The organism is Variovorax sp. V15 (genome assembly GCF_041154425.1).
Lineage (GTDB): Bacteria > Pseudomonadota > Gammaproteobacteria > Burkholderiales > Burkholderiaceae_C > Variovorax > Variovorax guangxiensis.
Window position 1 is genome coordinate 41,875 of sequence record NZ_AP028659.1, and the last position, 24,185, is coordinate 66,059.

The 24,185-nt window shown below is 70.3% G+C and carries 24 protein-coding genes; 12 read left to right on the top strand and 12 right to left on the bottom strand.

Annotation, left to right across the window (positions count from 1 at the left end; translation table 11 throughout):
• Window positions 1–27: 27 nt before the first annotated feature.
• Genes ACAM57_RS00220 through ACAM57_RS00245 form a run of 6 tightly spaced genes read left to right on the top strand, consistent with a single transcriptional unit; the run spans window position 28 to window position 5,480 of the window.
• A complete protein-coding gene (locus ACAM57_RS00220) occupies window positions 28–1,161 on the top strand; it encodes a branched-chain amino acid ABC transporter substrate-binding protein (RefSeq protein ID WP_126020994.1) in 1,134 nt (377 codons plus the stop codon).
• Between the two features lie 15 nt (window positions 1,162–1,176).
• Window positions 1,177–2,115 (top strand): 4-hydroxyproline epimerase, encoded by a 939-nt coding sequence (locus ACAM57_RS00225; protein ID WP_369660320.1) that lies wholly within the window; start codon window positions 1,177–1,179, stop codon window positions 2,113–2,115.
• A 20-nt stretch (window positions 2,116–2,135) separates the two neighbouring features.
• Window positions 2,136–3,239 (top strand): NAD(P)/FAD-dependent oxidoreductase, encoded by a 1,104-nt coding sequence (locus tag ACAM57_RS00230; RefSeq protein WP_369660321.1) that lies wholly within the window; start codon window positions 2,136–2,138, stop codon window positions 3,237–3,239.
• Window positions 3,236–3,487 carry a (2Fe-2S)-binding protein gene (locus ACAM57_RS00235; protein ID WP_369660322.1) on the top strand — a complete coding sequence of 84 codons (252 nt, stop codon included), beginning with the start codon at window positions 3,236–3,238 and terminating at the stop codon, window positions 3,485–3,487. The genes ACAM57_RS00230 and ACAM57_RS00235 overlap by 4 nt, the downstream gene beginning before the upstream one ends.
• A complete protein-coding gene (locus ACAM57_RS00240) occupies window positions 3,484–4,779 on the top strand; it encodes an FAD-dependent oxidoreductase (RefSeq protein ID WP_369660323.1) in 1,296 nt (431 codons plus the stop codon). The genes ACAM57_RS00235 and ACAM57_RS00240 overlap by 4 nt, the downstream gene beginning before the upstream one ends.
• 26 nt (window positions 4,780–4,805) lie before the next feature.
• Window positions 4,806–5,480: a GntR family transcriptional regulator gene (locus ACAM57_RS00245; protein ID WP_126021001.1), complete on the top strand. Its 675-nt coding sequence runs from the start codon at window positions 4,806–4,808 to the stop codon at window positions 5,478–5,480.
• A gap of 91 nt (window positions 5,481–5,571) precedes the next feature.
• On the opposite strand, the gene ACAM57_RS00250 is transcribed toward ACAM57_RS00245, so the two are convergent.
• Window positions 5,572–6,465 (bottom strand): EamA family transporter, encoded by an 894-nt coding sequence (locus tag ACAM57_RS00250; RefSeq protein WP_369660324.1) that lies wholly within the window; start codon window positions 6,463–6,465, stop codon window positions 5,572–5,574.
• An 81-nt stretch (window positions 6,466–6,546) separates the two neighbouring features.
• Here ACAM57_RS00250 and ACAM57_RS00255 point away from each other — a divergent pair, with 81 nt between their 5' ends.
• Entirely contained in the window at window positions 6,547–7,434 is an 888-nt protein-coding gene (locus ACAM57_RS00255; RefSeq protein WP_369660325.1) for a LysR family transcriptional regulator, read from the top strand.
• Here ACAM57_RS00255 and ACAM57_RS00260 read toward each other — a convergent pair.
• The 4 genes from ACAM57_RS00260 to ACAM57_RS00275 all read right to left on the bottom strand — a co-directional run bounded on the left by ACAM57_RS00260 (window position 7,371) and on the right by ACAM57_RS00275 (window position 10,270).
• A complete protein-coding gene (locus ACAM57_RS00260; RefSeq protein WP_369660326.1) occupies window positions 7,371–8,594 on the bottom strand; it encodes an acyltransferase family protein in 1,224 nt (407 codons plus the stop codon). The genes ACAM57_RS00255 and ACAM57_RS00260 overlap by 64 nt on opposite strands.
• Window positions 8,595–8,627: 33 nt before the next feature.
• A complete protein-coding gene (locus tag ACAM57_RS00265) occupies window positions 8,628–9,644 on the bottom strand; it encodes a TipAS antibiotic-recognition domain-containing protein (protein WP_369660327.1) in 1,017 nt (338 codons plus the stop codon).
• Between the two features lie 19 nt (window positions 9,645–9,663).
• Complete coding sequence (locus ACAM57_RS00270) at window positions 9,664–9,993, bottom strand: hypothetical protein (RefSeq protein WP_369660328.1); 330 nt, start codon at window positions 9,991–9,993, stop codon at window positions 9,664–9,666.
• 106 nt (window positions 9,994–10,099) lie between these two features.
• Window positions 10,100–10,270 carry a hypothetical protein gene (locus ACAM57_RS00275; RefSeq protein ID WP_164546861.1) on the bottom strand — a complete coding sequence of 57 codons (171 nt, stop codon included), beginning with the start codon at window positions 10,268–10,270 and terminating at the stop codon, window positions 10,100–10,102.
• Between the two features lie 60 nt (window positions 10,271–10,330).
• Here ACAM57_RS00275 and ACAM57_RS00280 point away from each other — a divergent pair, with 60 nt between their 5' ends.
• Entirely contained in the window at window positions 10,331–11,806 is a 1,476-nt protein-coding gene (locus ACAM57_RS00280) for an MATE family efflux transporter (protein ID WP_369660329.1), read from the top strand.
• Between the two features lie 93 nt (window positions 11,807–11,899).
• Here the strand turns inward: ACAM57_RS00280 and dbpA are convergent, their stop codons facing one another.
• The 3 genes from dbpA to ACAM57_RS00295 all read right to left on the bottom strand — a co-directional run bounded on the left by dbpA (window position 11,900) and on the right by ACAM57_RS00295 (window position 15,286).
• The gene (gene dbpA / locus ACAM57_RS00285) at window positions 11,900–13,312 is read right to left on the bottom strand and encodes an ATP-dependent RNA helicase DbpA (RefSeq protein WP_369660330.1); all 1,413 of its coding nucleotides are present in this window, start codon (window positions 13,310–13,312) and stop codon (window positions 11,900–11,902) included.
• Window positions 13,313–13,396: 84 nt separating this feature from the next.
• The gene (gene infA / locus ACAM57_RS00290) at window positions 13,397–13,678 is read right to left on the bottom strand and encodes a translation initiation factor IF-1 (RefSeq protein ID WP_176665307.1); all 282 of its coding nucleotides are present in this window, start codon (window positions 13,676–13,678) and stop codon (window positions 13,397–13,399) included.
• A gap of 357 nt (window positions 13,679–14,035) precedes the next feature.
• Window positions 14,036–15,286 carry an MFS transporter gene (locus tag ACAM57_RS00295; RefSeq protein WP_369660331.1) on the bottom strand — a complete coding sequence of 417 codons (1,251 nt, stop codon included), beginning with the start codon at window positions 15,284–15,286 and terminating at the stop codon, window positions 14,036–14,038.
• Between the two features lie 86 nt (window positions 15,287–15,372).
• Between ACAM57_RS00295 and ACAM57_RS00300 the strand changes: the two genes are divergently transcribed.
• A complete protein-coding gene (locus ACAM57_RS00300; protein ID WP_369660332.1) occupies window positions 15,373–16,833 on the top strand; it encodes a PLP-dependent aminotransferase family protein in 1,461 nt (486 codons plus the stop codon).
• Window positions 16,834–16,994: 161 nt separating this feature from the next.
• On the opposite strand, the gene ACAM57_RS00305 is transcribed toward ACAM57_RS00300, so the two are convergent.
• The gene (locus tag ACAM57_RS00305) at window positions 16,995–17,837 is read right to left on the bottom strand and encodes an EamA family transporter (RefSeq protein WP_369660333.1); all 843 of its coding nucleotides are present in this window, start codon (window positions 17,835–17,837) and stop codon (window positions 16,995–16,997) included.
• A gap of 94 nt (window positions 17,838–17,931) precedes the next feature.
• Between ACAM57_RS00305 and ACAM57_RS00310 the strand changes: the two genes are divergently transcribed.
• Entirely contained in the window at window positions 17,932–18,822 is an 891-nt protein-coding gene (locus tag ACAM57_RS00310) for a LysR family transcriptional regulator (protein ID WP_369660334.1), read from the top strand.
• A 36-nt stretch (window positions 18,823–18,858) separates the two neighbouring features.
• Here ACAM57_RS00310 and ACAM57_RS00315 read toward each other — a convergent pair whose 3' ends face one another.
• Window positions 18,859–19,914: a sugar phosphate isomerase/epimerase family protein gene (locus ACAM57_RS00315; protein WP_369660335.1), complete on the bottom strand. Its 1,056-nt coding sequence runs from the start codon at window positions 19,912–19,914 to the stop codon at window positions 18,859–18,861.
• A gap of 140 nt (window positions 19,915–20,054) precedes the next feature.
• Between ACAM57_RS00315 and ACAM57_RS00320 the strand changes: the two genes are divergently transcribed.
• A complete protein-coding gene (locus tag ACAM57_RS00320; RefSeq protein ID WP_369660336.1) occupies window positions 20,055–20,948 on the top strand; it encodes a gamma-glutamyl-gamma-aminobutyrate hydrolase family protein in 894 nt (297 codons plus the stop codon).
• A gap of 19 nt (window positions 20,949–20,967) precedes the next feature.
• Here ACAM57_RS00320 and ACAM57_RS00325 read toward each other — a convergent pair whose 3' ends face one another.
• Both ACAM57_RS00325 and ACAM57_RS00330 read right to left on the bottom strand, forming a co-directional pair.
• Window positions 20,968–22,608, bottom strand: coding sequence for an acyl-CoA dehydrogenase family protein (locus tag ACAM57_RS00325; protein WP_369660337.1), 1,641 nt, complete (start codon window positions 22,606–22,608; stop codon window positions 20,968–20,970).
• Window positions 22,609–22,643: 35 nt separating this feature from the next.
• Window positions 22,644–23,480, bottom strand: coding sequence for a thioesterase family protein (locus ACAM57_RS00330; protein ID WP_369660338.1), 837 nt, complete (start codon window positions 23,478–23,480; stop codon window positions 22,644–22,646).
• Window positions 23,481–23,555: 75 nt separating this feature from the next.
• Here ACAM57_RS00330 and ACAM57_RS00335 point away from each other — a divergent pair, with 75 nt between their 5' ends.
• Window positions 23,556–24,185: a TetR/AcrR family transcriptional regulator gene (locus tag ACAM57_RS00335; protein WP_369660339.1), complete on the top strand. Its 630-nt coding sequence runs from the start codon at window positions 23,556–23,558 to the stop codon at window positions 24,183–24,185.

The window sequence follows — 24,185 nt, forward strand, 5'->3', positions numbered from 1 at the left end:
ATCGTCCCCAACCCAGCAGGAAGAAGCATGAAGACAAAAGCAGGCATGGTTTCGTTTCTCGGTCTCGCAGCCCTGGCCCTCGCCGGCCAGGCGCATGCGCAGGAGCAGGTGGTCAAGATCGGCCACAGCGGTCCTCTCTCGGGCCCCAACGCCTTCGCGGGCAAGGACAATGAAAACGGCGTGCGCCTCGCCATCGAGGAGCTCAACGCGAAGAAGCTCGTGGTCGGCGGCAAGACGCTGAAGTTCGAGCTGGTCTCCGAAGACGACCAGTGCGACGCCAAGACCGGCGTGAGCGTGGCGCAGAAGTTCGTGGACGACGGCGTCAAGTTCGTCATGGGCCCGTACTGCTCGGGCGTGGCCATTCCGGCTTCGCGCGTCTACAGCGACGGCGGCACCATGGTCTCGACCGTGGGCACCAACCCGAAGGTCACCCAGGGCGGCTACAAGAACCTCTACCGCATCATCGCGAGCGACAACCAGATCGGCGGCGCCATGGCCGTGTATGCGGCCAAGGAGATGAAGCTCAAGAAGGTCGGCGTGATCGACGACCGCACCGCCTTCGGCCAGGGCCTCGCCGAAGAATTCACCAAGGAAGCGAAGAAGCAGGGCCTCACCGTGGTCGGCCAGGAGTTCACCACCGACAAGGCCGTGGACTTCACCGCCATCCTCACCAACATGAAGGCCAAGGCGCCCGAGGCCATCTTCTTCGGCGGCTACGCCCCGCAGGCCGCGCCCATGGCACGCCAGATGAAGCAGCTCGCCGTGCCCGGCAAGCTGCTGGGCGGCGACACCGTCTGCAGCCCCGCCACCGGCAAGCTCGGCGGCGACGCGGTCAACGACCTGGTGTTCTGCGCGCAGGGCGGCTCCATCCTCGAGAAGGCGCAGAGCGGCCCGGCCTTCAAGGAGAAGTTCAAGAAGCGCTTCAACGTCGATCCCGACGCCTACGCCGCCTCGTACTACGACCAGGTGCTCTTCATCGGCGAGTCGATGAAGAAGGCCAACTCCATCGACCCCGACAAGGTCGGCGCCGAGCTCTACAAGGCCACCTACAAGGGCGTGGCCGCCACCTACGCCTACGACGACAAGGGCAACATGAAGCAGGCGCCGATCACCGTGTTCACCTTCAAGAACGCGGCGCCGGTGCCCATCGCCAGCTACTGATCCGAAGCGAAGAACATGCAGCGCATCCAGGTCATCGACTCACACACGGGCGGCGAGCCCACGCGCCTGGTGGTCGGGGGCTTCCCCGACCTGGGCAAGGGCAGCATGGCCGAGCGCCGCGCGCTGCTGGCCGAGCGGCACGACAGGTGGCGCGCCGCCGCCGTGCTGGAGCCGCGCGGCAGCGATGTGGTGGTGGGCGCGCTGCTGTGCGAGCCCCTCTCGGCCGATGCGGCTGCGGGCGTCGTCTTCTTCAACAACGCCGGCTACCTCGGCATGTGCGGCCACGGCACCATCGGGCTGGTGGCCAGCCTCGCGCACATGGGGCGCATCGGCGTGGGCGAGCACCGCATCGAGACGCCCGTGGGCACCGTGACCACCACGCTGCACGAAGACGGCTCGGTCAGCGTGCGCAACGTGCCCGCCTACAGGCACCTGCGGCAGGCGGCGGTCGAGCTGCCGGGCCACGGCACCGTGCGCGGCGACGTGGCCTGGGGCGGCAACTGGTTCTTCCTGGTGAGCGAGCACGGCCAGCGCGTGGCGAGCGACAACCTCGCCGCGCTCACCGACTACACCGCCGCGCTGCGCAAGGCCCTGTCGGCGCAGGGCATCACCGGTGCCGACGGCGCGGAGATCGACCACATCGAACTCTTCGCCGACGGCAGCGAGGGTGCCGACAGCCGCAACTTCGTGCTGTGCCCCGGCAACGCCTACGACCGCTCGCCCTGCGGCACCGGCACCAGCGCCAAGATCGCCTGCCTGGCGGCCGACGGCAAGCTCGCGCCGGGCGAAGTGTGGAAGCAGGCCAGCGTGATCGGCAGCGTCTTCGAGGCCAGCTATGCGCTCGACGGCGAAGGCCGCGTCATTCCCACGCTGCGCGGCCGCGCGCACATCAGCGCCGAGGCGACGCTGCTGATCGACGACGCCGACCCCTTCGGCTGGGGCATCCGGCTCTGACCACGGGCACGACGGGCGCAATGGACGCGGACGTCATCATCATCGGCGCCGGCATCGTCGGCGCCGCGTGCGCGCATGCGCTCGCTCAAGCCGGTGCGAAGGTGCTGGTGCTCGACGCGGGCATCGGCGGCGCCACCGGCGCGGGCATGGGCCACCTCGTGGCGATGGACGACAACCCGGCCGAGCTCGAGCTGAGCCGCCGTTCGATCGCGCAATGGCGCGAGCTCGCGCCGCGCATGAGCGAAGACTGCGCATACAGCCCCTGCGGCACGCTGTGGATCGCCGCCAGCGACGAGGAGATGGCCGAGGCCGAACGCAAGCAGCAGCGGCTTCGAGCGCACGGCATCGACAGCCGCCTGCTCGACGCGCACCAGCTCGCGGCCGCCGAGCCCGCGCTGCGCAATGGCCTCGCCGGTGCGCTCGAAGTGCCGGGCGACGGCATCCTCTACGCACCCAACGCGGCGCGCTGGCTGCTCGCCCAGCAGGCGGCATCGGTCCGCGTCGAGCAGGCGAAGGTCGATGCCATCGAGGACGGCGGCGCGCTGCGACTGGCCGACGGCAGCCGCCGCGCCGCGTCGCAGGTCGTGCTCGCCAACGGCATCCAGGCGACCACGCTCTGCCCCGAGCTGCCGATCCGTCCGAAGAAGGGCCACCTGCTCATCACCGACCGCTATCCGGGCACGGTGCATCACCAGCTCGTCGAGCTCGGCTACGTCACCAGTGCGCACCACAGCGAGGGCGACTCGGTCGCCTTCAACGTGCAGCCGCGTCCCACGGGGCAGCTGCTGATCGGCTCCTCGCGCCAGTTCGACACCACCGACGCGGCCGTGGAAGCGCCGATGCTGGCGCGCATGCTCCAGCGCGCCCTGGAATACCTGCCGGGGCTCGCCAGCCTCAACGCGCTGCGTTCGTGGACCGGCATGCGCGCGGCCTCGCCCGACGGCCTGCCGTTGCTGGGCAAGCACCCATGGCGCGAGAAGCTCTGGCTCGCCGTCGGCCACGAAGGCCTGGGCGTGACCACCGCGCCCGGCAGTGCGCATTTGCTCGCCGCGCTGATGACCGGCGCGGCACCCGGTTTCGACGCCGCACCCTATGCGCCGCGCGGCCTGCGGGAGGCCGCATGAACAACGGCCACACCCTGCTGCACATCGACGGCCATCCGGTCCGCGTGCAGGCAGGCAGCTCGGTCGCCGCCGCGCTGCGCGTGGCCGGCGGCATGGGCGTCGCGCGCACGTCGGTCACGGGCCAGCCGCGCGCGCCCTTCTGCGGCATGGGCGTGTGCCAGGAGTGCCGCGTGCTGATCGACGGCAAACGCAGGCTCGCGTGCCAGACGGTGTGCGCCGAGGGCATGCGCGTGGAGACTTTGGAATGAACGGCGTCGTGCCCGAGCGCTGCGACGTGCTCGTCATCGGCGCCGGCCCTGCCGGCATGGCGGCGGCTGTTGCGGCCGCACCGAGCGGCGCATCGATCGTCGTGATCGACGACAACCCCGCGCCCGGCGGACAGATCTGGCGCGACGGCCCCGGTACCAGGCTGCCGCCCGCCGCGCGCAAGTGGCGCGATGCGCTCGAACGCCACGCCAACATCCGCGTGCGCAGCGGCGCGCGCGTGGTCGCTGCGCCCTCGCCCGGCGAGCTGCTGCTCGAAGACGCCGACGGCGCCGTGCGCATGCGATGGGGCAAGCTCGTCCTCTGCACCGGCGCGCGCGAACTGCTGCTGCCCTTTCCCGGCTGGACGCTGCCGGGCGTGACCGGTGCGGGCGGGCTGCAGGCGCTCATCAAGGCCGGCCTGCCGGTCGAGGGCGAGCGCATCGTCGTCGCGGGCAGCGGACCGCTTCTGCTTGCCGCCGCAGCCACCGCGCGTTCGGCGGGCGCCAAGGTGCTGCGCATCGCCGAGCAGGCTTCGTTCGCCTCGGTCGCACGCTTCGGTGCCAGCCTCGCGCGCTGGCCCGGCAAGGCGGCACAGGCCGTCACGCTGGCCGACCCTTGCTATCGCACTTCGTCGCACGTGGTCTCGGCGGGTGGCGCCGCGCAGGTCGAGTCGGTGCGCCTGCGCCGAGGTAACGGCAAGGAGGTGGAGATCGCCTGCGACCGCATCGCCTGCGGCTTCGGCCTGGTGCCCAACACGCAGCTCGGCCGCATGCTCGGCTGCGCGCTGGCTTCGGACGGCTTCAGCGCGCGGGGCCTACAGGTCGATGCGCGGCAGGCCACCAGCGTGCCCGGCATCTTCGCGGCGGGCGAGTGCACCGGCTTCGGCGGCAGCGAGCGTGCGCTGGCGCAGGGCAGCATCGCCGGCCATGCGGCGGTGGGCAACGAGCGTGCCGCCGCCGCCCACGAAGGCGAACGCGCCCGCTGGGATGCCTTCGCCACGCAGCTGCACCGCAGCTTCGCGCTGCATGCCGACATCCGCACCTTGCCCCGGCCCGACACGCTCGTGTGCCGCTGCGAGGACGTGCCTTTCTCCGCGCTGAAAGACTGCAGCGGCTGGACCGACGCCAAGCTGCACCGCCGCTGCGGCATGGGCGCCTGCCAGGGGCGCGTGTGCGGTGACGCGGCGCAGTTCCTCTTCGGATGGACACCGCCAGCGCCGCGCCCGCCGCTGTCGCCGGTGCGCATCGCCACGCTCGCTGGCCTCGCGGGCGAAGGCGCGGACGCCCGACAATGACGCTGCCGCATCCGCAGAACAAGACCATGGCCTCCCCGAAGAACACCGTCGCACCCCGTCCCCAGCCGAAGCGCCGCGCCGCCGACGAGGCCTACGACGCCATCGAGACGCTGTTGTCCACCATGCAGCTGCAGCCCGGCAGCCAGATCGTCGAGGCCGAACTCGCCGAGCGCACTGGCCTGGGCCGCACGCCGGTGCGAGAGGCGCTGATGCGCATGGTGTCCATCGGCCTCATCGTGCAGCAGCCCCGGCGCGGGCTGCTGGTGTCGGCCATCGACCTGGCCGACCACCTGGACGTGATCCAGACGCGGCGGGTGCTCGAACTGCTGATCGCCGCCTGCTCGGCGCGCCGCGCCACCGCGCGGCAGCGCCAGGAGATCGTGCGCTGCGCCGAGGCGATGGTCGAGGCCGCGGGCCGCGGCGACCTCAACGACTACATGCAGGCCGACCGCGCGCTGGATCTCGTCAACCACCAGGCGAGCCACAACGACTCGGCGGTGCGCGCGGTGATCCCGCCCATCGTGCAGTGCCGGCGCTTCTGGTACGCCTACCAGCACGAGGGCGAGATCGTCGAGGGTGCGAACGCGCACCTGCAGCTGGCGCGCGGCATCGCGACGGGCGACGAAGCGGCCGCCACGGCTGGCGCCAACCGGCTGATGGACTACCTCGAGGTCTTCGCGCGCAAGATCATCGACAACTAGCCAAAGAGAAAAAAAGCAGGCCGAAGGACTTCGTTCGCTGCCCCGGCACCCCGGGCAGCTGCACGAGCCACGGCCGCAGCCTGGCCTTCCTTCAGCGCACGCCCGCCGGCGCGGTGCGCACCTTCGGCGGCTGCGCGCCGCGCTGCGCATGCTGGCTCAGCCAGATGCTCGCGATCACGATGAAGATGCCCAGCACCTGCCACGTCGAGAGCGCCTGGCCGAGCAGCGCCCAGCCGAGGATCACCGCCGTCACCGGGCTCAGGAAGGCCAGCGGCGCGATGGTCGAGGGCTCCAGCCGCGCCACGCCGCGGAACCACACGATGTAGGTCAGCGCGGCGCCCGCCAGGCCGAGCCAGCCGAAGCCGATCCAGTTGTGCAGCGTGAGCGCGGGCAGCGGCGGCTCCAGCAGCAGCGCCACCGGCAGGAGCAGAAGGCCGCCGGCGGTGAGCTGCCAGGCCGTGAAGGTCAGCGCCGACACCGGCGGCTGCCAGCGCCGGCTCAGCACCGTGCCGAAGGCCATCGACACCGCCGCGGCGATGGCGGCCGCGATGCCGAGCGCATCGAGCGCCGCGTTCGGCGTCAGCACCAGCAGCGCCACCCCGCCGATGCCGACCACCGCCGCCATCACCGACAGCGCGCGCACCTGCGAACCGAGGAAGAAGCTGGCCAGGAACACCACCATCAGCGGCTGCACCGAGGTGATGGTGGCCGCCACCCCGCCCGGCAGCCGGTAGGCCGCGAGGAACAGCATCGCCCACAGCACCGAGAAATTCAGCGCGCCCAGCAGCAGGATGCGGCCCCACCATGCGCGTTCGGGCAGCTGCCGCACGATCGCGAGCAGCAGCAGGCCGGCAGGCAGCGCGCGAAGCAGCGCCACCGTCAGCGGGTAGTTGGCGGGCAATAGCTCGGTAGTGACGATGTAGGTGCTGCCCCAGATGGCGGGCGCCGTGGCGGTGAGGAGGATGTCGGTGGTGCGGCTGGTCATGCCTCGAATCTAGTGAGTTGACCGGCGGTTGTGAATGTCCGAATAATGAATTGATTCTTTACCGGCAGTCGTCAATAAGGCATGGACCACCTCACCGCCCTCAAAGTCTTCCGCACGGCCGCCTCCAGCGGCAGCTTCGCCGGCGCCGCGCGGCAGATGGGGCTTTCGGCGGCGGCCGTCAGCAAGAACATCGCGGAGCTGGAGGCGCATCTGAAGGTGCGGCTCATCAACCGCACCACCCGGCAGATGAGCCTGACCGAGGCCGGCGCGGCGTACCACGAGCGGCTGTCGCGCATCCTCGACGAGCTCGCCGAGGCCGACGCCGCGCTGGCGCCCATGGGCAGCAGCCCCGGCGGCGTGCTGCGCGTGAGCGCGCCGCTGACCTTCGCGCTCACCCTGCTGTCGCCGGCCGTTCCCGAGTTCATGGCCCGCCACCCGAACCTGCGGCTGGAGCTGAACCTGCAAGATGCCCGCGTCGACATCATCGGCGAGGGCTACGACCTCGCCATAAGGGGCAGCGACCGGCTCGAGGATTCGAGCCTCGTCGCGCGCGAGCTCATGACCATGGACCACGTGCTGTGCGGCGCCCCCGCCTACTTCGCCATCGCCGGCCGGCCCGGACAGCCCGGCGACCTGAAGAACCACGAGTGCGTGCAGTTCACGCTCTCGGGCCACGCCAACAAATGGACCTTCGCGCGCGCCGGCCGCAGCGTGTCGGTGCACATCGACGGGCGCTACAAGGTCGGCTCCAGCATCGCCGTGCGCGACGCGCTGCTCGCGGGCTTCGGCCTGAGCCTTGTCCCGCGCATCTATGTCGAGGCCGAGCTGGCCTCGGGGCGGCTGGAGGCGGTGCTCGAAGACTGGGAGGCCGACCGCACGCCGATCTACGCCGTGTACCCCTCGCGTCACCTCGCGGCGAAGACACGCGCCTTCGTCGATTTCCTGGTCGAGCGGCTTTCGGGGCGCTGACCGTTCAGCAGCCTGCCGACGGGCGTGCGGCGCACCAGCAGCTGGTAGCTCGCGAGCGACGCCAGCGAGGTGGCCGCGATGTTCAGCCCCATCTTCGCGACCGCGCCCAGCGGCGCGTTGAACAGCAGGATGCCGAAGCCCACGGTGCCCAGCATGTGCACCAGGTACACCCAGTACGAGCTTTGCGACAGATAGGCCAGCACCGCGTTCTGGCGCGGCAGGTAGCGCACGAAGCCGCCGATCAGCGCCATGCTCCAGAGCCACGCGGTGGCGTTGTAGGCGAAGGCGATCCAGAACTCGGGGTTCGGCACACGATGCAGGCTGCCGCCGCGCGAGGCACCCAGCAGCAGCACGGTTGCAACGAGGAAGGCGAGGCCCGCCGCCGCGCAGCCCTTGCACCGCGCCGCGAACAGCGCCAGCAGCCGCTCCTGTTGGCCATGCAAGTACCAGCCGGCCACGAAGAAGAGGCCGCTCTGCATCCATTCGGCCAGCGGCGGCAGGAACGAGCCGCTTTCCGTGACCATGCCCGACGGATAGAGCATGCCGACAAAGGCCAGCGGCAGCGCCAGCACCGCGAAACCCCAGCGCCGCGCCATCAGCCCGGTGAAGCCGGAGGCCAGCGCCTCGCGTACCCGCGCCGGCACGAAGCGCCGGACCCGCATGCCGGCCCACGCCAGCACGCTGAGCCAGAACAGCTGGTACAGGAACCACAGGTGCATGGTGTTGAAGGGCGAGCCGCTGGCCTGCCGCGCGGGTGTCAGCACGGCGTCGATGCCCGGCACGCCGCGCACCGTCAGGTGGATGTAGACCATCGCCAGCACCGTGGTTGCCACGAAAAGCGGCGGCCAGAAGATCGCGAAGGGCAGCGCGAGCCGCAGGCAGCGGTTCTTCAGCATGCCGTTCGCGCCGCGCCGCTCGGCCAGCAGCGCCACGAAGAAGCCGGCCAGCACGAAGAACACCGGCATGCGGAAGCTGTGGATGAACAGCAGCAGCAGGTCGGCCAGCGGCGACGTCTTTGGATCGCGCCACGGCAACGGCGAGTCGATGGTGAGGTGGTTGATCGCGACGTGCAGCACGATGCCGAGCCACATCATGAGGGCGCGTAGGTTGTCGAGCGCGTGCAGCCGCTGGGGGGCCTGGGTGGTGTGTGCGTTGTTCATGCGGCCACTGTCGGGCCTCACGCAACGTCAGGGTCAAGCGCTGCGCGGGGCCGTCGCGGGATTCATCGCGCGCAGCAGGTAGTCGCGCACCGCAGGCGTGGTGACGGCGGTGGCCTGCAGCACCGGTTCGGCCGCCATCGCCTGCATCAGCCGGGCGCCGATGCCGGGGTCGTGGTCGGTGAAGGCGTCGAACAGGCGCGCCCATTCGCGCGCGATGGCCTGCACGGCTTCGTCTTCGGGCGGAACGCCGCGCGCCTGCAGGGCAGCGAGTTCGGCCGCGAGCCGCCGCCATTCGTCCTCGGGCGGCGGGCCCAGCCGCGCGAAGTCGTCGGTGCGCATGTGGCGCAGCAGCGCGGCCATGCGGATGCCGATGGCCTCGCCGATGTAGTCGACCAGCTCCGTGGAAGGCCCGTCTTCGCGGCGCGCCACGGGTTCGCGGCGGTACATCTCGCCCCAGCGCGTGACGAGGTCGTAGTTGCCGTCCATCCACTGGCCCATCAGCGTCATCCAGCGCGCGGCCAGCGGCTGCACTTCCAGCGAGTCGGCAGGCACGCCCCGCGCCATCAGCGCCGCCACCTCGGCCACCAGCGGCGGCCAGCGCTCGGCCACGAGCTTCCAGTTGGCCATGAGCGACCGGATCTCGGCAGGGCTGAAGTAGCGGCCGTAGGTGGTCATCTGCTCCAGCGTGGCGAGCCAGTCCTTCATGTCGGGCTGGGCGCCTTCGGCCAGGCGCTGCTCGAGCAGGCCGAGCCGTTCGCGCAGGGCGGTGGCTTGCGCGATCTGCTGGTCGAGCGAAGCCATCTGGCGCCGGAGGATGGATGGCAGCGCATCGCTTTCCGTGCCGAGCACCGCGCCGATTTCCGCCAGCGGCAGGCCCAGCAGCCGCAGCGCCTGGATGGCATGCAGGCGGGCGATGTCGGCCGCGTTGTAGAGCCGGTAGCCGGCCTCGGAGCGCGCGGAGGGCGCCAGCAGGCCGATGGCGTCGTAGTGGTGCAGCGTGCGCACCGTGAGGCCGGTGTGCCGGGCGAGTTCTCCGACCTTCAGCAGCACGGTGGTCGCTCCTGCGGTTTCAGCTGGCGTCGGATTTCGGTTCGGGCAGCTCGGGCTCTTCCCAGCCCAGCAGCTCCGCCAGCCGCCGCACGACCCAGGCGGCCTCGGCCGCCGACACGCCCGATTCGGGCGCCAACAGGCCGGCGTGGATGCGCCGCAGGATCTCGCCTTCGACCGGCACCTCGGTGTGGTGCTGGATCTGCGCATGGCCCACGAGGTGGCTGGCGAGGTCCTCGCAGATCTCGTAGCGCTCGCGCACCACGCCGATGGGCTCGCTCAGGCGCTGGCGCGCATCGGTGTAGACCGCGAAGAACGAGGGCGGGATGAGGATCTGGTTGTCGTCGGACATCGCGGGTCTCGGGGGAAGGCTCGGGGCGGCGCGCCCCAATGACAAAACGCGCCCTGGGGCGCGTTCGTCGTGGCTCCTTCAGGGAGCCGGCTGGCCGAAGGCCGGATCAGCCGCCCTTCTTGGCGCGCTTGCCGGGGTTCTTCTTGCTGCGCGTGGCGGTGCCGCGTTCGAGGCTGACCTTCTGGCCGCCACCGGAGCGCGGCACGGTGTAGCCGGGCAGCGGCGTCGGCTTCGGGGTGGCAACGCGTTCGGCTTCGGTACGGAATGTCTTGGGCATGAAAAGCTCGGGTAAAAGTGAATGTTCGAACCTGCAATTAGGCCACATCGGGAATTTCACATGCCAATAACCGCAACGGCGGGTGGTATCGGGCGCGCACGCTTCGTTTCTGGCTCGCTGATGCGCCATGTCTGCGTGATGGCCGGCACGGGCGCCATCGGTCTGATCGCGGTGTTCGCGGTCGACCTCATCAACCTGTTCTACATCTCGCTGCTGGGCGAGAAGGAGATCGCCGCGGCAATCGGCTTCGCGGGCGTGGTGGGCTTCTTCCATGCGTCGCTGTGCATCGGGCTGACGATCGGCATCGCGGCGGTGGTGTCGCGCACCGTGGGCGCGGGGCGCGCTGAGGATGCGCGCCGCATCGCCACGTCCAGCCTCGTGCTGATGACGGCGCTGGCCGTGGTGGCGGGCACGGGCACCGCGTTCTTCCTGCACCCGGCGCTGCATGCGCTCGGCGCCCAGGGCGAGACGGCGCGGCTCGCGCATCGCTACCTCTCGGTGACGGTGCACACGCTGCCGCTGCTGGGCATCGGCATGGCGACCTCGGCGCTGCTGCGCTCCATCGGCGATGCGCGCCGCGCGATGACGGTGACGCTCGGCGGCGCCTTCGTGACGGCGGCGCTCGATCCGATCCTGATCTTCGGCTTCGGACTGGGGCTCGACGGCGCGGCCATCAGCGCGGTGGTCTCGCGCATCGTGCTCGCGGCCGTCGGCCTGCACGGCGTGATCGTGCGGCACCGCATGCTCGGGCGCTTCGAGCCGCGCAGGCTCGCCGACGATGCGCGCGCGCTCGGCACGGTGGCGGCTCCGGCGGTGCTGACGAATCTCGCGACGCCGGTGGGCGCGGCCTTCGTCACGCATTCGGTCGCGCAGTTCGGGCCTTCGGCGGTGGCGGGCGCGGCCACCATCGACCGGCTGACGCCGGTGGCCTTCGGGCTGGTCTATGCGCTCAGCGGCGCGGTCGGGCCGATCCTCGCGCAGAACCTGGGCGCGGGGCAGTTCCGACGCGTGCAGGAGGGGCTGCGCGACAGCCTGCTCTTCATGGTGGTGTCGGTGGCCGTGGCGTGGCTGGTGCTGGCGCTTGGGCAGGGCGTGATCATCCGCGCGTTCTCGGCCGACGGGCAGGCGGCGCAGCTGATCTCGCTCTTCTGCAGCTGGCTGGCCGCGAGCTTCTTCTTCGCGGGCGGACTGTTCGTGGCGAACGCGTCGTTCAACAACCTCGGGCATCCGCTGCTGTCGACCGCGTTCAACTGGGGGCGCGCCACGCTGGGCACCATTCCGTTCGCCTGGTGGGGCTCGCACTACGGCGCGGCCGGGGTGCTGATCGGCCAGGCCGTGGGCTCGTCGATCTTCGGGCTGCTGGCGGTGATCGTCGCGTTCCGGCTGGCCGCGAAGCTGGCGCGGCAGGAGCTGCCGGCGCCGGACGCCGCACCGGCCCCGGTGCTCGACGCGCCGGTGGCGCCGACCTCGGCGCATGCGGAGGCCGCAGCTTTGACCACGCCGCAATCGGTTCCGAAGGGCGCCGCATCTTCGTGAGGGCCGCCGCGCACGGCCGCCCGAAGCGGCCGGCCCGCCCCCGGTAGGGGGTTGGAGAAGCGACACGAAGTGCGCGAAGCCTGGGGGCGAGTCCTAGATGAGCCGCACCTTGACCGACTTGCCTTTCACGCGGCCGCTGGAGAGCTTGCGCACTGCTTCCGCCGCGATGGCGCGGTCCACCGCCACGTAGGTCGAGAACTCGTTGACGTTGATCTTGCCGACCTGCTCCTTGGCATAGCCGCATTCGCCGGTCAGCGCGCCCAGCACGTCGCCGGCGCGGATCTTCTCCTTGCGCCCGCCCACGATCTGCAGCGTGGCCATCGGCGGCTGCAGCGGCGCGCCCTTGCCCGGCGTGAGCTCGGCCACCGGGTGCCATTCGGATTCGCGGCCTTGCAGCTGCTCGATCTTTCCGACGCTGCCCATCTCGTCCATGCTCGCCAGGTTCAGCGCCAGGCCTTCCGAGGCGCCCTGCTGCCCCACGCGGCCGGTGCGGCCGACGCGGTGGATGTGCACTTCGGCATCGGGCGTCACGTCGACGTTGATCACGGCTTCGAGCTGTGCGATGTCGAGCCCGCGCGCCGCCACGTCGGTGGCCACCAGCACCGAGCAGCTGCGGTTGGCGAACTGCACCAGCACCTGGTCGCGCTCGCGCTGCTCCAGCTCGCCGAAGAGGGCCAGCGCGCTGAAGCCCTGGGCGCGCAGCACCTCGACGAGGTCGCGGCACTGCTGCTTGGTGTTGCAGAAAGCCAGCGTGCTCACGGGGCGGAAGTGGTCGAGCAGCAGGCTCACGGCGTGCAGGCGCTCGTGGTCTGCCACCTCGTACCAGCGCTGGCGGATCTTGCTGCCCTCGTGCTGCGACTGCACCGCGATCTGCTCGGGGCTCTTCATGAACTGCTGCGCCAGCTTCGCGATGCCTTCGGGGTACGTGGCCGAGAACAGCAGCGTCTGGCGCGCCGATGGGCACTGGCGCGCCACCTTCACGATGTCGTCGAAGAAGCCCATGTCGAGCATGCGGTCGGCCTCGTCGAGCACCAGGGTGTTGAGCGCTTCGAGGTCCAGGTTCCCCCGCTCGAGGTGGTCCATGATGCGCCCCGGCGTGCCCACCACGATGTGCGCGCCGTGCTCCAGGCTGGCCACCTGCCCGCGCAGCGCGACGCCGCCGCACAGCGTGACCACCTTGATGTTCTCCTCGGCGCGCGCGAGGCGGCGGATCTCGGTCGTGACCTGGTCGGCCAGTTCGCGCGTCGGGCACAGCACCAGCGCCTGCACCGCGAAGCGGCGCGGGTTCAGGTTGGAAAGCAGTGCGAGGGCGAAGGCGGCGGTCTTGCCGCTGCCGGTCTTGGCCTGCGCGATCAGGTCCTTGCCGAGCAGCGCCGGCGGCAGCGCGGCCGCCTGGATGGGCGTCATCTGCGTGTAGCCGAGCTGCGTGAGGTTGGCCAGCATCTGCGGCGAGAGCGCCAGCGCGGAGAAGCCGTTGTCGCCGGCCGTGGAATCAGGGGTGGTCATGGTTCGAAGGCCGAGAGACGCGCGAATGACAAAGGCCTTGCGGCGCCCCTGGGGAGCGTCGCAAGGCCTTCGGTCGGTGGCGTATCAGCGGCGGGGTGCGTTGTTGTTGCCGGAGCCGCCGGAGTTCGTCGGCGGCGGGCCGCGGCGCTCCAGGTGGCGGAAGGTGATGCGGCCCTTGGTCAGGTCGTAGGGCGAGAGCTCGAGCGACACCTTGTCGCCGGCAAGGATGCGGATGTGGTGCTTGCGCATCTTGCCGCCGCTGTAAGCGATCAGCTGATGGCCGTTGTCCAGCGTGACGCGGTAGCGCGAGTCCGGCAGGACTTCGGTCACCGCGCCGTTCATTTCGATCAGTTCTTCCTTTGGCATCTGTGCTTACCTCTGAATCGTTCGTTCGATGTGTGTTGGAGATTGAATTGGTGTGATTGTTTCAGCCCGCGCACGGGAGCGCGAGACGGACGCGCGATTCGCTTCAACAGGAACGACGGCAGTGGTGGCCATCATGGGCGCCGGTCTGGCGCTCCAACACACTGTGAATGCCGGCTTGCCGAGCGGGAGGCCGGAGAGTCCGGGAGCAGCGCAGCTTGCAGGCGGGATTGACGAAATTCTTCGTCGTGGTATCGAAACGAACCCGACATTATAGCTTGCAGGGCATGACAGTTGCTTGTCTTAAAACAACGCCCAAAAGAAAAAGGCCCCGAAGGGCCGTTGTGCAAGCGCTATTTGCTATCGAAAGCATAGCTTCGCAGGAGTGGCGCCAGCCGCGCGCGCCCGGCGTGCGGCGCGCAGCAGCATCAGGCCGGCGAACTGGCAGGCCGCCCCCACCCAGCCCACCGTGCCGACGCCGAACAGCTCGATCGCCACCCCGCCCAGCCCCGAACCCGCGGCGATGCCCAGGTAGATCGCCGAGGCGTTGAGCGACAGCGTCATCGGCGCGCGCTCCGGCGCCAGCCGGATCAGCCGCACCGCCTGCGCCGGCCCGAAACCCCAGCCCGCGAAGCCCCAGAGCGCCGACAGGCCCACGATCGCCGGCAGCGCCAGCCCGTGCGGCAGCATCTGCGCCGCGAACGACAGCCCGCCCAGGATCAGCACCAGCATCAGCGCGAAACCCTGCGCCATGCGGTCGGCGCCGAAGCGGTCGGTGGCCCAGCCGCCGGCCGCGGTGCCGATGGCCGCCGCCACGCCGATGGCGAAGAACACCGCGCCCGTGCCCTCCGCGCCGAAGCCCAGCGTGTGCGACAGGAAAAGCGCGATGTAGGTGTAGAAGCTGAAGCCGCCCGTGGCCCACAGCAGGCTGACCAGCAGCCCTGGCAGCACGCCCGGTTCGCGGGCGATGGCGAAGGCCGGTGCGCGCTTTTCGGCGACCGGTGCCTGCGCCAGTTCGCGCGGCAGCCCCAGCGCGAGGCCCCAGGTGGCGAGCGCCGCCACCGCCGCGATCAGCAGGTAGGCCGTGCGCCAGCCGCCCCAGCCCGCGATCCACGCGCCCAGCGGCACGCCGAGCGCCACCGCCACGGTGCCGCCGCCGGTCACGATGGCCAGCGCCCGCCCGCGCAGCGCGGGCGACACCATCACCGCCGCCACCGCGCTCGCCGTCGGCAGGAACACGCCAGCCACCAGCCCCAGCGCTACGCGCGCCAGCGCCAGCTGTACGAAGCCGTGCGCCATCGAGGCCGCCAGCGTCAGCCCAGAGAAGGCCGCGAGGCTGACAACCAGCAGCCGGCGGCGGCCGAAGCGCGCCAGCAGCGCGGCCATCAGCGGCGAGCCGATCGCATAGCTCAGCGCGAACAGCAGCACCAGCTGCCCGGCGCGCGCGGCGCTGATCTGCAGGTCGGCTGCCAGCACCGGCAGCAGCCCCGCGACCATGAAGCTCTCGGTGCCGATGGCGAAGGCGCCCAGCGCGAGCCAGCCCAGGCTCAGCGGCAGGCGCTCGGCCGGTTGCGGCGCGGAGGAGGAAGAGGAAAGAGCCGTGTTGTTCATGACGATGACTCCGTGGCGAGTGTGTTCAGTGCCTCCAGAATAGGTTTGCAAGTGGCTCTTCAAAAGAACCACAATCGGCGAAGTTCATGGAGCCACTTTTCGAACTCGCCATCCGCCTGCCGCCCGCCGGCTCGCGCGACCTGCTGCGCGAACTGCACCGCCAGTTGCGCGCAGCCATCCTCGATGGCCGCCTGCAGCCCGGCGCGCGCCTGCCCGCCACGCGGGCGCTGGCGCAGCGGCTGGGCGTGTCGCGCAACACCATGCTGGCGGCCTACGACCTGCTGCTGGGCGAGGGCTACCTGCTCGCCCGGCCGGGCGCCGGCACCTACGTGGCCGACACGCTGCCGGCGTCCCGACGGCGCCCTGCCCCCAGGAGAGCCTTGGCCGCCGGCCGCGACCCCCGCCTCGTGCCCGCGAGCGTCCCCGGCGCCGACCTCGCTCCCACCCTGCAGCCGCCGCCCGCGCGCGACGACTTCCGCGTCGGCCTGCCCGACGTGAGCCTCTTCCCCTTCGACATCTGGCGCCGCCTGAGCGACCGCGCCCTGCGCCGCGTCGCGCGCCAGACGGCCGACTACGCCGACCCGCAAGGCCAGCCCGCGCTGCGCGAAGCCATCGCCGGGCATGTGTCGTTCACCCGCGCGGTCGGTTGCACGGCCGACGACATCGTGGTCACGGCCGGCGCCCAGCAGGCCTTCGGGCTGCTCGCGCGCATCCTGGTCGTGCCGGGGCGCACGGTGGTCGCGGTGGAGCAGCTTTTCTACCCCTCGCTGCGCGAAGCGATGCTGGCGGCGGGCGCGCGGGTGGTGACGGTGCCCACCGACGCCGAGGGCCTGTGCGTGGAGCGCATTCCGCCTGAGGCGCGCGTGGTCTGCGTGACGCCCTCGCACCAGTTCCCCACCGGTGTCGCGATGTCGCCGCCGCGCCGCGCCGCGCTGCTGGCTTTCGCACGCGAGCGCAACGCGGTGATCGTCGAGGACGACTACGACAGCGAGTTCCGCTTCGCCGGCCGCCCGCTCGACGCGCTGCAGACGCTGGACCGCGCCGAGTCGGTCTTCTACGTCGGCACCTTTTCCAAGAGCCTGTTCCCCGCACTGCGGCTGGGCTTCGTGGTCGCGCCGCCCTGGGCCCGCGCGGCGCTGGTGCGATCGCGCGAACTGGCCGACTGGCACGGCCCCGTGCTCGGGCAGGAGGCGCTCGCAGCCTTCATCGCCGAGGGGCATCTCGCGCGCCACATCCGCAAGATGCGCAAGCTCTACGGCGCGCGGCGCACCGCCCTGCTGGAGGCGCTGTCGCGCCACGGCGCGGGCCGGCTGGAGACGATTCCGTCGAGCGCCGGCCTGCATCTGTCTGCACGGCTGCATGGCGACACGCGCGACTTCACCGTGGTCGAGCGCGCCGCAGCGGCCGGCATCACGCTGCCGCCGCTGTCGCGCTTCGCGCTCGATCCGCTGGCGCCCGGCACGCCCAACGGGCTGGCCTTCGGCTACGGGCTGATCGGCGAGGCGCAGATCGACGGGGCGATCCGGCGGTTGGCGACGCTGCTGTAGCGCGAGGGTCTGATATGCCACCGAAGGCTGGCGGGCTTGGTGGTCGACCAGTACGACCATCGCTCGCACAATTCTTCAGCGCTGCGCGTTGCTCGGCTGAAGGCCCGGAACGCTTCGTGAATCGTTCGGCGCTTCAACATTGCCAAGGAAGGTCGCGCGGGCTATTGGCCGAGCTTCACCAGACAAATGCCCGCGAAGACCAGCGCCGAGCACGCGATGCGATGCAGCCCCAGCCGTTCCTTGAGCAGATAGGTGGAAATCAGTGCGACGAACAGCACGCTGCTCTCGCGCAAGGCGGACACAAGCCCCATGGGGGCTTGCGCCAGCGCCCATACCGCGATCCAGTACGCCCCGATCTGCAGGGTTCCTGCGACAGCGCTCAACGAAAGCGTGCGCCGATCGACGCGGAAGGCGGCCTGACCTTTCCAGCAGAGAACCACGAGCGCCGTGGCCAAGCCGTCGCCAATGGTCAGGAGGACCGCAAAACCCAGCGCGGACTCCGATCCGCGCGCGCCCAGCCCGTCCACGACGGTGTAGGACGCGATCAGCAGGCTGGTCGCCAAGGCGTAGGTCGTTCCTCGATGGCCGATTCCTCGGGCGCGGTGCTGAAAGGCGAATGCCAGCACACCCATGCTGAGGCAGAGGATGCCGACGACCCCGATGGGCGGCGGAAGCTCTCCGAGCGCCATCGCGGCCGCCAGGGTCACGAGCACGGGCGCGCCGCCACGCGCGATCGGGTAGACATGCCCCAGGTCACCGTGCTTGTAGGCCAGAGGCAGCACGAAGTGGTAGATCGTGTGGATACAGATGGAGAGCGCCAGCAGCCACCATTCCGTCGATGCATGAAGGCCGATGAAAGGCAGCGCGCACAGGGAGATGACGCTGCCGAACAGCGTCGTCATCGCCATCACCGCGACCTTGTCTCCCCCCATCTTGATGGCGCTGTTCCAGGCCGCATTCATCAGCGCGGCCAGCAGAATCGCCAGAAACACATCAGTGCTCACGCCGCCTCCCATTCCTTTTCGATGAGGGAGTGTCGATTTCGGGTGATTGCTTTGTAAAGTTGAATTTCCTATCGCCTAATCGCAGAAAAACTGAATGAGGAATCTCAACCTAGACCAAGTCCAGACCCTCGTGGCCATCGCGGATCTGGGGACGCTGGCCGCGGCGGCGCAGGCGCTGCACCTGGCGCCTCCGACGATCAGCCTCCACATCCGGGAGCTGGAGTCGAGGCTGGGCGCTTCACTGATCGAGCGCGGGCGAAGGCAGCTGCGTCTGACTCCCGCAGGGATGGCGCTGGTGGAGGGTGGCCGCAAGCTGCTCGCCAGCGCGGACGGACTGAGCGACCTGGTTCGCCGGAAGTCGCAGGGGCGCGAAGCTGTCGTCCGCATCGGCTCCTCGGCCGGTGTCAGCGCTCATCTGTTGCCTGCGTTGTTGGCGCGCCTGGCCATGCGCAGTCCGGGCGTCGACGTCACGGTGGAGATCCTGAGCTCTGTGGAGGCCGTCGCGCGGCTGCAGGCGGGCACTTTGGACATCGGCGTCGTCGCGATGCCGCAGGCCCCGTGCGCGGGAGTGAACATCACGCCGTGGCGCCACGACCCCATGGTGGCCATCGTTCCTTGCAGCTGGAAATCTCCCAAGCTCATCACGCCGCAGTGGCTCGCAGAGCGTCCCTGGATTTCCTTCGATCCGGCCACGCAGATGTACCGGCTCATTGCGACATGGTTCGGCCAGGCCGGATTGAATCCCCGGGCGCGCATGCACCTGAACTACCCCGAGGCCATCAAGAGTCTGGTCGAAGCAGGACACGCGGCCGCCATCCTTCCTCTGGAGCCGCATGCCAGAAACGAAAAACGCACCGAATACGTGACGCGGCACCTGCAGCCGCGACTCACCCGCCCCCTCGGCCTGGCCCACCGGGCAACCAGAAATCAGGACAACGCGGTGCAGAACGTCCTGCTGGCGCTGGGAGAGTTTGCGGATGGCTGATGGCCGCCCACCCAGGCAGGCGACCATGCGTGATGCCTAGCCGACCCCCAGCATCCGCTTGTTCGCCGCCACGTCCACCCCGCCCGCCGCGAAGTCGTCGAAGGCGCGGTCGGCCACGCGGATGATGTGGTCGGCGATGAACTTCGCGCCCTCGCGCGCGCCGTCCTCGGGGTGCTTGATGCAGCACTCCCACTCCAGCACCGCCCAGCCCGGGAAGTCGTACTGCGCCATCTTCGAGAAGATGGCCTTGAAGTCGACCTGCCCGTCGCCCAGCGAGCGGAAGCGCCCTGCCCGGTTGATCCAGCTCTGGAAGCCGCCGTACACGCCCTGCTTGCCGGTCGGGTTGAACTCGGCGTCCTTCACGTGGAAGATCTTGATGCGCTCGTGGTAGTGGTCAATGTAGGCCAGGTAGTCGAGCTGCTGCAGCATGAAGTGGCTCGGGTCGTACAGCAGGCAGGCGCGCGGGTGGTTGTTCACGCGCTCCAGGAACATCTCGTAGCTCACGCCGTCGTGCAGGTCTTCGCCGGGGTGGATCTCGTAGCCCACGTCCACGCCCACGGCGTCGAAGGCGTCGAGGATGGGGCGCCAGCGGCGCGCGAGCTCGTCGAAGGCTTCCTCGATCAGTCCCGGCGGGCGCGGCGGCCACGAATAGAGGTAGGGCCAGGCCAGCGCGCCCGAGAAGGTCGCGTGCGCCGTGAGCCCGAGGTTGGCCGAGGCCTTCGCCGCGAAGTGCAGCTGCTCGACGGCCCACTGCTGGCGGCGCACCGGGTCGCCGCGGACCTCGGGCGCCGCGAAGCCGTCGAAGCCCGCGTCGTAGGCCGGGTGCACCGCCACCAGCTGGCCCTGCAGGTGGGTCGAGAGTTCGGTGATCTGCAGGCCGTGGCCCGCCAGCGTGCCCTTCACCTCGTCGCAGTAGGTCTTGCTTTCGGCCGCCTTCTTGAGGTCGAACAGGCGGGCGTCCCAGCTCGGGATCTGCACGCCCTTGTAGCCCAGGCCGGCGGCCCAGCCGGCAATGCCGTCGAGGGTGTTGAAGGGGGCGGCGTCTCCCGCGAACTGGGCCAGGAATATGGCTGGGCCCTTGATGGTTTTCATCGGCTTGTCTTCCTTGTACGTTGGGGCAGCGTTGAAAGCATACTTGGCGTGTCGTCCGACCCCGCGCGAGAGGCCAACGAGCCAAAATGGACTTTCCTTTCCGCATCACCCGTCCGGTTGCCACCGACGACAGTCCAGCGATGACACAACCTGTTTCCGCCAGGCTCAAGATCGGCCTGTCCGCCTGCTTCTCGCATGCCGACCCGGCCCGCTCGCTCTTCACCAACAAGACCCTGCAGTACGTCGAGCAGTCGATCGCGCACTGGCTCATGTCCGCTGGCGCCATGGTCGTGATGGTGCCCTGCCCCACCGGCGAGACCGCGCGCGGCGACACCAAGCTGTCGCACTATGCCGAGTGGCTCGACGGCGTGGTGATGCACGGCGGCGCCGACGTCTGGCCAGGCAGCTACGGCGAGGTGCCACTGAAGGACGCCTGGATCGGCGACCGCATCCGCGACCTCTACGACCTCGCGCTGGTCGAAGCCTTCGAGCAGGCCGGCAAGCCCATCTTCGGCGTGTGCCGGGGGCTGCAGCTCATCAACGTGGCCTTCGGCGGCACGCTCTACCAGGACATCGAGGAGCAGCACGGGCACCCCCAGACGCTGAAGCATCGCGACCCCGTGACCTACGACCAGAACTTCCACGATATCGAGATCGTCGAGGGCACGCGGCTTTCCAAGCTTTATCCGCACGTACGCACGGCGCGCGTCAACAGCATCCATCACCAGGGCATCAAGGGGCTCGCGCCGGGCTTCGAGATCGAGGCCTGGAGCCTGCCCGACCGCGTGCCCGAGGCCATCCGCCGCCGCCCAGAGAAGGGCCGCAGCTACATCTCGGCCACCCAGTGGCACCCCGAGTTCCACAAGTACGGCAGCACCGAGACTGTGGACGACACGCCGATCCTGCACGACTTCCTCTGGGCCTGCGCCACCGCCAAGGTCGCGCCGAAGACCACGCCGCGCTCCGGCCCCGGCAAGATCCGCGACCGCGCCGCGCGGGTGCTGCGGCAGGCGCTGCTGAGAAGGCGGGGCTAGGCGGCGCGCCCCCAGGCGTTCAGCGCCACGCGGCGCGCAGCAGCGCTGCCGGATCGGAAGTGCCGGCACTGATGCCCGTCACCGGCCCCCAGTCGGGGTCGAAACGGCTCGACAGGAACGCGGCCGACTCCTGCGCGCTCGCGTGCTCCAGCATCAGGCAGGCCTGCGCGGCCAGCACCAGGCGCTGCGTGAAGCGGCGCGCCTGCTGCTCCAGCTCCTGCGGCGGCAGCTGCGTCATCTTGCGCACGGCCTGCAGCGCGTCCTGCACGCGGGGCTCGCCGGTGGCGACTTCATGCAGCTGGTCGAGCACGAGGTGCACGTCGTCGGGGTTGCGCGAGACGGCGCGCAGCACGTCCAGGCACATCACGTTGCCCGAGCCTTCCCAGATCGAGTTGACGGGCGCCTCGCGGAAGAGCCGGCCCATCGGCCCTTCTTCCACATAGCCATTGCCGCCGAACACTTCCATCGCCTCGCCGGTGAGCGCCACCGCGCGCTTGCAGTTCCAGAACTTGGCGGCGGGCGTGAGCAGGCGACGCCAGGCCGTGTCCAGCGGCGCCGTCGAGCCGAAGCGCGAGGCCAGCCCCATCGCCAGCAGCGTGGCGGCCTGCGATTCGAGCGCCATGTCGGCCAGCAGCGCGGTCATCACCGGCTGGTCGGCCAGGGCCTTGCCGAAGGCATGGCGGTTGCGCGCGTAGTGCAGCGCCTGCGCGAAGCCCTGGCGCATGAAGCCGGCGCTGGCCAGCGCGCAATCGAGCCGGGTCACGGTCGCCATCTCGATGATGGTCGGGATGCCCCGGCCTTCGTCGCCCACGAGCACGCCCCAGGCATCCTTGAACTCGACTTCGCTGCTCGAATTGGAGCGGTTGCCGACCTTGTCCTTCAGCCGCTGGATGTGCACCGCGTTCTTGTCGCCGTCGGGCCGCCACCGCGGCACGAAGAAGCACGAGGAGCCGTGCTCGTCGGTCTTCGCCAGCACCAGGTGGCCGTCGCACATTGGCGCGGAGAAGAACCACTTGTGGCCGGTGATGAGGAATTCCTCGCCCCACGGTCCGGCGCCGGCCGGCACGGCGCGCGTGGTGTTCGTGCGCACGTCGCTGCCGCCCTGCTTTTCGGTCATGCCCATGCCGACGGTGATCGATGTCTTGCCTACGAGCGGAATGTCGCGCGCGTCGTGCTCGTTCGACGCCAGCTTGTCGCGCAGCGCGGCATACAGCGCCGCGTTGCGCCGCACCACCGGGATGCAGGCCTTGGTCATGGTGGTCGGGCAGGTCGAGCCCGACTCGATCTGGCTGTGCATGTACAGCGACGCGCCGTAGCCCACCCAGGCCGAGGGCCGCTCGTCGAAGAACGGCAGGTTGGCGATGCCGTTGCGCCGGGCGATGCCCATCATCGTGTGCCAGGCGGGGTGGAAGCTCACCTGGTCGATGCGCTCGCCGGTGCGCGAGTGGGTGTGCAGCTCGGGCTCGTGGCGGTTGGCGTCTTCCGCGGCGTGCAGCGTGGCCTCGGCGCCGTACTCCGCGCCCTGGCGCGCCAGTTCGTCGTCGCGCCATGCGGCACCGCCGCGCGTCACCGAGGCGCGCAGCGTGGGGTCGCTGGTGTAGACGTTGTAGTCCTTGAGTTCGGGGACCTGGTTGTCGGGGTGGATGCCGGTGGTGGTCATGCTTGTCTCTCTCCGGTTGATCGTTGCGGGGCGGGTCAGGCAGCGGGGCTTCGTTCGCGCAGCACCAGCGTCTGGGTGGCGAGGCCGATGGGCCCCTGCTCGTCGTAGAGGCAGGACGAGACCAGGCCCGCGCCGCCGCCGTGCACCTCGGTGGCCGAGCGCAGGCCGATCCACTCGCCCTGTGGCACGCGGAACAGGTTCAGGCTCAGGTCGGCGTTGGTGAACAGGTAGCGCTCGGCCGGCAGCACCCAGCTCAGGCCGTTGCCGAAGTCGGCCGCCGCCGCGGCGCGCATGGCGGGCGAGGTGGCCGCGCCGTGCAAGAGCGGCACCGCGAGGCGGAACCATGCGGAGCAAGGGCCCGGCCGGGTCGAATCGCCCTCGGCCACGCGCGTCTCCATGGCCGTGCCGTAGAACGACGTGCCCTGTGGCAGGCCCGGAATGCGCACGCGCTCGGTGCAGTCGCGCGGCAGCGGCCGCAGCGGCTCCTGCGGCCAGCCCGGCAGGCCGGGCGGCAGCGCCAGCGACTGTCCCGCCAGCAGCAGCGCGTGCGCCCGCGCCACCAGCACCTCGCCTGCCAGCAGGTCGATGCCCACGCGCACCGTGGAGCGCGAGGACTGCACCTGCGTGCGCGTGACGAGCGGCGCCAGCGGCACCGGCTTCACCAGCTCGAGGGTGAGCCGCGCCAGCTGCCAGCCCGGCCCCGGCGCGGCGCGCTCGGCCACGTGCACCAGCAGCGCGGCGGGCGCGCCGCCGTGCTGCGCGCGCGGGTCCCAGGGGCCGCGCGAGTGTTCGCTGGGAAGCCATGCGTCCTCGCCTTGCGAGGTGAAGACGGCGGGGCGGGATTCGTCGGAGTCGTCGGGGGCGTGGGCCATTGCAGAATGCCGTTCGATGGGTCCAAAAATTCTAGGAACAACCCGCCCGCGAGGTGTTCGGGTTCCGCCGCGCTGATGGCGACCGCCCGCGCCCCGGCCGCCGTCCCGAGGCGAAAGCCGCGCCAGTCCCGCGCGCGCCACACCTCGCAGGCGTTGCAGGAAGCCTTTGTTCGGCTTTTGGTCGAGAAGGGATACGCCGCCATCACCATCCGCGAGATCGTGTCGGTGGCGGGCACGGGGCTCGGCAGCTTCTACGAATACTTCGCGAGCAAGGACGACCTGGCGCGCGTGTGCCTGCACCTGCGCTCCAAGGCGCTGCTGCTGGACATGCGAGCGGCCGTCGCCGCGCACGCGGGCCGGCCGCTCGCGCAGATCGTGGACGCGGTGATCGACGCGCAGCTGGAGGCGCACCGCGCGCAGCCCCTTGCCTGGGGCGCGCACTACCTGCTGGAGCGGCACCTCTCGGGCCCCGAGGCCTACCGCAAGATGTACGACCGTTTCGTGGCCGAGTGGGTGGGCGTGCTCGACGCGGCCATCGACCTGTCGCCGGACTGCCAGAAGAAGGAAGTCGCCCGCGTGTGCCAGACCATCATCTACGGCCTGTTCGCGCACCTGCACATCGGCACGGGCGAGCGGCCCGACCTGCAGGCGCTGTCACGGCAGCTGCGTGCCGCGCTGCATGGCTACCTGAAGGGCGTGGCCTGA